This window comes from Marinobacter sp. UBA2498 (assembly GCF_002341575.1).
In the GTDB taxonomy this organism is placed as follows: Bacteria; Pseudomonadota; Gammaproteobacteria; order Pseudomonadales; family Oleiphilaceae; genus Marinobacter; species Marinobacter manganoxydans.
Map to the genome: position 1 here is coordinate 1 of NZ_DDOI01000060.1, position 7169 is coordinate 7169.

Here is a 7169-nt window from a genome sequence, read left to right on the forward strand (position 1 = left end):
CGGGGCGTTTTTATTTGGTCAGATGAAAAACAGAGACAATAAAAAACGGCAGCCAATCCTGGCTGCCGTTTTCGCAACTGATTTAAAAGTCAGCGCTACTGATCCGGCACCGCAATAGAAAGATCAAACCCACCACCGGGCCTCGGTGTCAAAGTAATCGGTCCTTCATTAATGGCCTGCGGAACCTGTATCTGATCAATCCCCGGCGGATTGCCGATGCTGAAATTCAGGTTCTGCCCGTCAAACCCTATCCCCAGTTGATCATTAAGAAAGGTTTGCGTAAAAGGCTCTTCTGGAATCTGTGCCTGCTGCCCAAAGATGATTGGTGGAATCGTTGGGGTAAACTCTGCTGGCGGCTGCGCCCGGGCGATTTCTTCCTGGGGCAGCAGCAGGGCGCGACGGAGGAATTCATCTTCTGCGTTTTCCAGAGCATCGGTCTTGCCCTCATCAACGTATCGTTGCAACGCTTCCCGGTAAGCTTCCTCTTCGGCTTCGGTCAGTACCGGTTCGCCGGGCGATATGGTGAGGGAGCGCAGGATACGTTGGCGGTCGGCTTCTGATTTCTTCCGTTCTTTGGGGACAACGATTACGGCGGAATCTTTCACATAGGTTTCCACCATCTCGTCCGAGGTCATGGTCTGAACGCCACCAAAGGCAGGTAATGCAACAACCAGACCGCTGATGGCGGTGGTGAGCAGGTGTCGGCGTTTCATAATCTGGCCTCTTTTGTTTAAAAAATACGCTCCCTTGAACGAGTATTCGGTTTGTCAGACAGGAATTCAAGCCAGATTATCTGGGATTGTGATCAGAATCTTTGATTTTTCGGTACTGTTACTAATCAACGCAAAATCGTGGTCGAATACCATGAACTTTTTGGGCATCGCAGGGCCTCAGTTCTACTATGAAAAATCCGTTCAGAAATCGCTTTCGTCGCTGGATTAACCGACGGATTCCGCGGTCCGATGTCCAGAGCTTCAGTCAGAAGAACATATTCATCCTGCCTACTGGTGCGGGACTCGTGTTCGGGCTGTTGCTCGTCATCATGCTTCTCACCGGCATCAATTATCAGAACAGCCTGATTTATCTGAGTACCTTTCTGCTTGGGGCGGTCTTTGTTGGCGCGATGCATCAGACCCATCGAAATCTGTCCGGCCTGGAACTCACGCTGGTTCAGCCAGGAGAGGGCTTTGCCGGTGATGATATTCCGTTTCGATTCCGCCTGATGGCAGGGCGGGATGACGCCATTGCCATCCTGCTGTCCTGCGAAGAGTCCGGCCTGGCCCCGGTTCACGTTCACTCGGGTCGTTCCCTTGATGTCACGCTTCCGGTTCATTCCGCTCATCGGGGGTATTTGCGGCCCGATCGGGTACGGATTGAAACGCGTTTTCCGTTCGGCCTCCTCAAGGCCTGGTCGTGGGTTCGGCCGGTATCCGCCGGTCTGGTATTCCCAAGGCCGGTTCCAGCTCCTGAGGCGTTCAGCACGGTAGAGGATGGTGAAGAGTCAGCAGAAGCACGATCCGTTGAAGGCAATGACCATGCGGATATCCGACCCTGGCGGGAAGGTGATCTCAGTCAGCGGGTGCTCTGGAAGCGGTTCGCACGAACCGGGCAAATGGTGGTGGCAGACTGGGAGGGTGAGCAGGGCAGTCCCTATTGGCTGGATTTCAACGCATACCCTGGCGCAGACCATGAGTTGCGGTTGAGTTACCTGGCGTTTCTGGTCAATGAACGGGGCAAAAGCGGCGTGCGTTTCGGGTTGAATCTTCCCGGGCAGATCATCGAGCCTGATTCGGGGCCGGCACACGCAGCACGGTGCCTGCGAGCATTGGCGGCCTGGGGTGAGGAACGGCCGCGGGATACCATGGCCGAGCCCCATGGAACGCGCAGGAATCCGATAGGAAACCCGCCGCAGTATGCAGGGGAGGAGCAGGCTTGAGTTTCCTGGACAGCATTAGAGGCACCCAATCGCAAGAAGCGTCAGCGACCAATCTGCCTTCGAGAGCCCTGCTCTGGCTGATTGCCAGTTTTGCGTTGCTGCTGTCGCCACAGTGGGACCGGTTACCGCTCTGGCTGATTGCGGCTTGCGCAGTGTTGGCCGCCTGGCGCTGGTTGGCGCAATACGGAAGGGTAAGGCTCCCTGGCCGCCTGTTACGCACGGGCATTATGCTGGTGCTGATCGGCGTCTATGTTGCAACAGTACAGGGGAGGTTCACGGTAGATACCGCAGCTTCGTTCTTCGTGCTGGCGGTAGGTCTCAAGTGGCTGGAGACCCGTTCGGTCAGGGACTTCTACGTTCTTTTTTTCATTCTTGTCTATCTGGCCTCGGTAAATTTCCTGTTTCATCAGGAGATTCTATGGGCACTGGTCAACTTCACCGGCATAACGCTGCTGCTGGTCGGGCTGCAAGTACTGAACGCACCGGAACTGCCCGGTGGCATGACTTCAGGCTGGCGCAGGCTGGGTGGAATGTTCCTCAAGACACTGCCAATCGTCGTTCTTTTATTCGTGTTTTTCCCGCGGATGTCGCCGCTGTGGAGTGTGCCGCTGGTGTCCGGTGAGGCCCGGACCGGGATCAGCGACACCATGAGGCCAGGGGATATTTCCAACCTTGCCCAGAGCAGTGAGAGGGCGTTCCGGGTAACCTTTGGCGGCGAGATGCCCGCCTACAGGGACAGGTACTGGCGAGGGCTTATTCTCGACTACCTGGATGGAGAAACCTGGCGCCAGGGTCAACAAGAACCATTTCGGGCCCTGGGCCGCGTAGCGGTTGATGGTGGAATAGGAGAGCTTGAGCCAAACCAGTATGACGTGTTGTTGGAACCTACGGACCAGCGCTGGGCATTTGCCCTGGAAGGTTCCCGTGCGGTATCGGATAACGTGTTCGAAGACAGCGCGGATCTTTTCCGTTTCCGGCGGCCGGCTGACAGCCCGGTACGTTACAGGCTGGCACTGGAGAGCGAAGCCTCTGTTGCCGAAAAACAAAGCGCTGCCGAACTGCGCCGCTATCTTCAGTTGCCGCAGGAGGGCAATCCCAGAGCGCGAGAATTTGCGCGGGAACTTCGCCGTACGATGGGCGACGAGCAGGTCGTTCGTACCCTGTTGCAGCGTTTTCGAGAACAGGAATACTTTTACACGCTCAGACCTCCTGCCATGCCTGTAGACGGCATTGATGCCCTGCTTTTCGACGAGAAGCGCGGTTTTTGCGCCCACTATGCTGGCGCAACCACATTCGTGTTGCGCGCTGCCGGTATTCCCTCGCGCGTTGTCGTCGGCTATCAGGGGGGCGAAAACGGGGCGGGGGGCGATTATCTGATTGTGCGGCAGTACGATGCCCATGCCTGGGTTGAGGCCTACATTGACGGCCGCGGATGGGTGAGAATCGACCCGACGGCCGCCATTGCACCGGATAGGATTGAGTCAGGCCTGAGAGATGCGGTGGCAGAGGAGGGATCCTTCCTGGAAAATAACTGGGCTTCTCCCCAGCGTTATGCAGATGTGGCCCTGGTGCAATGGGCGAGTCTTCAGCTGGATCGCATCAACTACCAGTGGCAGCGCTGGGTCGTCGGCTATCAGGGCCAGAGCCAGATGGATCTGATGTCCAGGTTGCCCGGTGGTTTCGGCATGCGTGAATTGGGATACATGACGGCGGGTATCGTTGGTGCCGGTTTGCTAATCGCTGGACTCATTTCCGCGTTGCAGATGCGACGTGGAGAAAGGCGAGACGCGTTCCGGAGGGTCGTGGATACGTGGCACCGTCTGTGCGCGAGTGCAGGCGTGCCTGTCCGGCATGGTGAAACGCCGTCGGTTCTTGCATCAAGGCTGGCAAAAGCTGAACCGGCTGCAGGGGATTCTGCCAGGCTTTTTGCCCGGATGGTGAACAGCCATTACTATAGCGCTGGTAAAGACGACGAGGGCGTTGAGCAGTTGAAGCGAATGCGCCGCTTGCTTGCAACCATGAAGCGCCAACTGCGCAGATCCGGAACCCGCACAGGAAGATCCAGTGACTGATATTGCCCAAGATATGCCCTGGCTGCGCCGTGCCTGGCAAACGGTTCAGAGCCGGGTCGCAGAAGACCGACTACCACACGCTCTCATACTCGTTGGTGAGTGTGGTGTGGGTAAGCGGTCCTGGGCAGAGGCTGTCGGTGGGCTGCTACTGTGCGATCAGCCATTGGGCCGGGAAGCGGGCCAGCCAATTGCCTGTGGCCGCTGTAAACAATGTGAACTTCTGGCCGCCGCCAGCCACCCGGATATCCGGATTTATGCGCCGGAAAAGTCCCGTATGGTCAAGGTGGATCAGGTCAGGGCTCTGTCGTCGTTTGCGGTGGCGTCTCCGCAGGTTGCCCACCATAAAGTGGCGATTATTGACCGGGCGGATCAGTTGAACATCAATGCGGCGAACGCATTGCTGAAAACACTTGAAGAGCCGCTGCCCGACGTAACCTTGATTCTGTTGCAGGAGAGCGGTCGCCCGGTGCTTCCTACCATCCGGTCCCGGTGCCAGACATTGACGGTTCCGGTGCCCGGTAACAGCGAAGCGAACCAGTGGCTCCTCACTCGGGTAAAGAATCTTCCCGAAGATACACAACCCTCTGCAGATGTTCTGGCCAAAGCTTTGATGCTGGCGGGTAATGCACCCAGATTGGCACTGGACTACGCAACAGGTGATTTCATCGGTTTGCGGGACACGGCCCTCGACCGCTTCAAGGATTTCATGAAGTCCAGGATTCCGGTCGGTGAGGCCGCCAGGGCGTTCAAGTCCATGGGCCTGGAAGATACGCTTTGGTTGTTCGAAACCTGGGCGGCTGATCTGGCACGCTTGATAGTCGGGGGCAGTGCTCGGGACGCCGATGCGGCCGATATGCTCGGATTTCTTGCCAAAACGACGCCCGGCTGGCGGGCCCATGAGTTGCTCGATATGGTAAAGGAATCACGCGCAGCGGGTGTCTACAACGCCAGCCCCGAGCTGGAAGCCAGTCGTCTTCTGATCGCCTGGCAAAAGCTGATGCCGGTGAAACGCCCTGCTGCCTAGTGGATATCCCGGCAGAATTGCGTCTTTGGGGGCAACAACTGCTATGATTCCGGAATGAAAGGGATTTTCGGATCCCGATAACCGTTCAAAACGATCTAAGAGAAAGGTGTCAGTTATGGGGCCAGGTTTTGGTGCGCGCAGTGGCATACTCACCCTGACAATCAAGGATAAAGCAGTGCTCTACGCGGCATACATGCCGTATATTCGCCAGGGCGGTCTGTTCATCCCGACCCAGAAACAATATCAGTTGGGCGACGAAGTCTTCCTGCTTCTCAACCTGATGGACGAGCCTGAAAAAATTCCGGTCGCCGGCAAGGTAATCTGGATAACGCCGAAAGGTGCCCAGGGCAACCGCGCCGCGGGTATCGGTGTCCAGTTCAACGGTGATGATGAGACCGCCCGAACCAAGATTGAATCCTACCTGGCAGGCTCGCTGAGCTCCGATCGCCCCACCCATACAATGTGAAGGCGGAGCCTGGATGAGCGACATGTCGTTTCCCACGGACACCCCCGGAAACCAGGTGAAGGACGGGAGCATTGAAAACCCCGCCCGGTCGTTCCGCGAGTCCGATTGGAAACTCCGGCACATCACCCTGGCCGGCCTTAGCTGGCCTGCCGCTACTGATGCCCAAGATAATACACCGATCATAATGCTGCATGGTTGGCTCGATAACAGCCTTACCTTTGTGAAGCTCGCACCGGAGCTGGCGCGACTCGGGCCCGTCTACGCGCTGGACTTCGCCGGGCATGGCCATTCCGGGCACCGGCCAGAGGGGCAGAGTTACCTCTTGATGGACTATGTGGCGGATCTTGCCGAGCTGGTTGAACGCTATTTCCAGGAAACACCGGATGGCAGGATCAACCTGGTCGGGCACTCGCTTGGGGGGATTGTCGGAGCGCTCTACGCGGCCGCCTTTCCGGAGCGAATTCGAAACCTTGTCATGATCGACAGCCTGGGCGCACTGAGCCGTCCGGTTAAGGAAACCATTCCCCAGCTCCGGAAAGCTGTGAAAAAACGCATTGCCGGCTCTGGCCGCCAGGTTGTCTATCCGGATATCGCCACGGCCGCCAAAGCACGGGAGGGCGGGCTGAGCCCGCTCAGCCCCGAGGCCGCGCTGACACTCATTCCGCGCAATATGAAACCCGAGGGAGAGGGCTACGTCTGGCAGACCGATCCCAGGTTACGGCACCCGTCTCCATTGATGATGACCGAAGAGCAGGTGCTGGCTTCGCTGTCTGCTATCGAAACCCATGTGCTTTTTGTCAGAGCCGATGCAGGACTTCTTTCGTACAGAAAGGATCTGGATAAACGCGCTGACGCTATCGCCAACCTCCAGATCGTTAACGTGCCGGGAGGTCACCATTGCCATCTGGATGGCGAGACCGGGCCGGCTGCAACAGCCATCAGACAATTCCTGGAAAATGAGTAATCGCTTGCTGAAATTACTGTTCACACGTTTCTTGGTTCCGATCCTCGGATTATTGGCTCTGTCTTCCGGTGTGCAGTCTGCTCCGGAGGATATGCCCGAGGCCTATCAACAGTCGACGCTTGAAGATACGGTCTCGATTCAGTCGTCGGGACACCTGGTATTGTTCAGCCCCGTGCGGGAAGTCAATAACGAGATTCGCTCCGAAACCCTGGCCCGCTTGCCCGTGACTGGGGAAGGGCGCCTGTACCGGATTGCCCGAGACTCAAGTCGCGAGGAAGCGCGGGACCACTACCTCGCTCTATTGCGCGAGAGAAACGCCCAGATTCTGTTCGAGTGCTCCAGTATCCGTTGTGGAAGAAGCAACGTATGGGCGAACCAGATCTTTAATCAGGCGGTTCTCTATGGCCGTGATGCAACCCAGGATTATCTGGTGGCGGGCACCGTTGCCGAGGACGGCGCCCGTTGGCTGACCCTCATTTACACGGTGACTCGCGGCAACCTTCGGGAGTATGTGTGGGTGGAGCACCTGCGGGTCGAATCCGGCGCGACCATTCCCGGCTTTGGCACCATGGCCAACCGCGTTGAAGGGCCGATTATTGTTCCCTGGCAAGGCGGTGTAACCTACCGGTTCGACTGGCAGGCAACGGATCGTAGGCGGGTGAATGATCTGGCCCGTGAAGAGGGGACGGTGGTTGCACTGGTGGGCT

Annotated in this window: 7 protein-coding genes; 6 read left to right on the forward strand and 1 reads right to left on the reverse strand. The window is 57.5% G+C overall.

Going from position 1 to position 7169, the window contains the following annotated elements; genetic code table 11:
• Positions 1-95: 95 nt before the first annotated feature.
• Complete coding sequence (locus B2W52_RS07705; RefSeq protein ID WP_092032445.1) at positions 96-713, reverse strand: hypothetical protein; 618 nt, start codon at positions 711-713, stop codon at positions 96-98.
• Positions 714-901: 188 nt separating this feature from the next.
• On the opposite strand from B2W52_RS07705, the gene B2W52_RS07710 reads away from it, so the two are divergent.
• The 6 genes from B2W52_RS07710 to B2W52_RS07735 all read left to right on the forward strand — a co-directional run.
• The gene (locus B2W52_RS07710) at positions 902-1936 is read left to right on the forward strand and encodes a DUF58 domain-containing protein (protein ID WP_273069862.1); all 1035 of its coding nucleotides are present in this window, start codon (positions 902-904) and stop codon (positions 1934-1936) included.
• Between the two features lie 5 nt (positions 1937-1941).
• Positions 1942-4008 (forward strand): transglutaminase TgpA family protein, encoded by a 2067-nt coding sequence (locus B2W52_RS07715; RefSeq protein ID WP_286802297.1) that lies wholly within the window; start codon positions 1942-1944, stop codon positions 4006-4008.
• Positions 4001-5032, forward strand: a complete 1032-nt coding sequence (locus tag B2W52_RS07720; RefSeq protein ID WP_008171781.1) for a DNA polymerase III subunit delta' — start codon at positions 4001-4003, stop codon at positions 5030-5032. The genes B2W52_RS07715 and B2W52_RS07720 overlap by 8 nt, the downstream gene beginning before the upstream one ends.
• 115 nt (positions 5033-5147) lie before the next feature.
• Entirely contained in the window at positions 5148-5498 is a 351-nt protein-coding gene (locus B2W52_RS07725; protein ID WP_008171779.1) for a PilZ domain-containing protein, read from the forward strand.
• A gap of 13 nt (positions 5499-5511) precedes the next feature.
• Complete coding sequence (locus tag B2W52_RS07730; protein ID WP_273069866.1) at positions 5512-6462, forward strand: alpha/beta fold hydrolase; 951 nt, start codon at positions 5512-5514, stop codon at positions 6460-6462.
• Positions 6455-7169, forward strand: a 715-nt coding sequence (locus B2W52_RS07735) for a DUF4892 domain-containing protein (protein ID WP_286802293.1), incomplete at its 3' end; no start/stop codon positions are given. The genes B2W52_RS07730 and B2W52_RS07735, both read left to right, overlap by 8 nt.

What these genes read in the sequence shown, in the direction of transcription:
- B2W52_RS07710 (WP_273069862.1), top strand. Translation starts at nt 902, where the DNA reads ATGAAAAATCCGTTCAGAAATCGCTTTCGTCGCTGGATTAACCGACGG.
- B2W52_RS07705 (WP_092032445.1), bottom strand. Translation starts at nt 713, where the DNA reads ATGAAACGCCGACACCTGCTCACCACCGCCATCAGCGGTCTGGTTGTT.
- B2W52_RS07730 (WP_273069866.1), top strand. Translation starts at nt 5,512, where the DNA reads ATGAGCGACATGTCGTTTCCCACGGACACCCCCGGAAACCAGGTGAAG.
- B2W52_RS07725 (WP_008171779.1), top strand. Translation starts at nt 5,148, where the DNA reads ATGGGGCCAGGTTTTGGTGCGCGCAGTGGCATACTCACCCTGACAATC.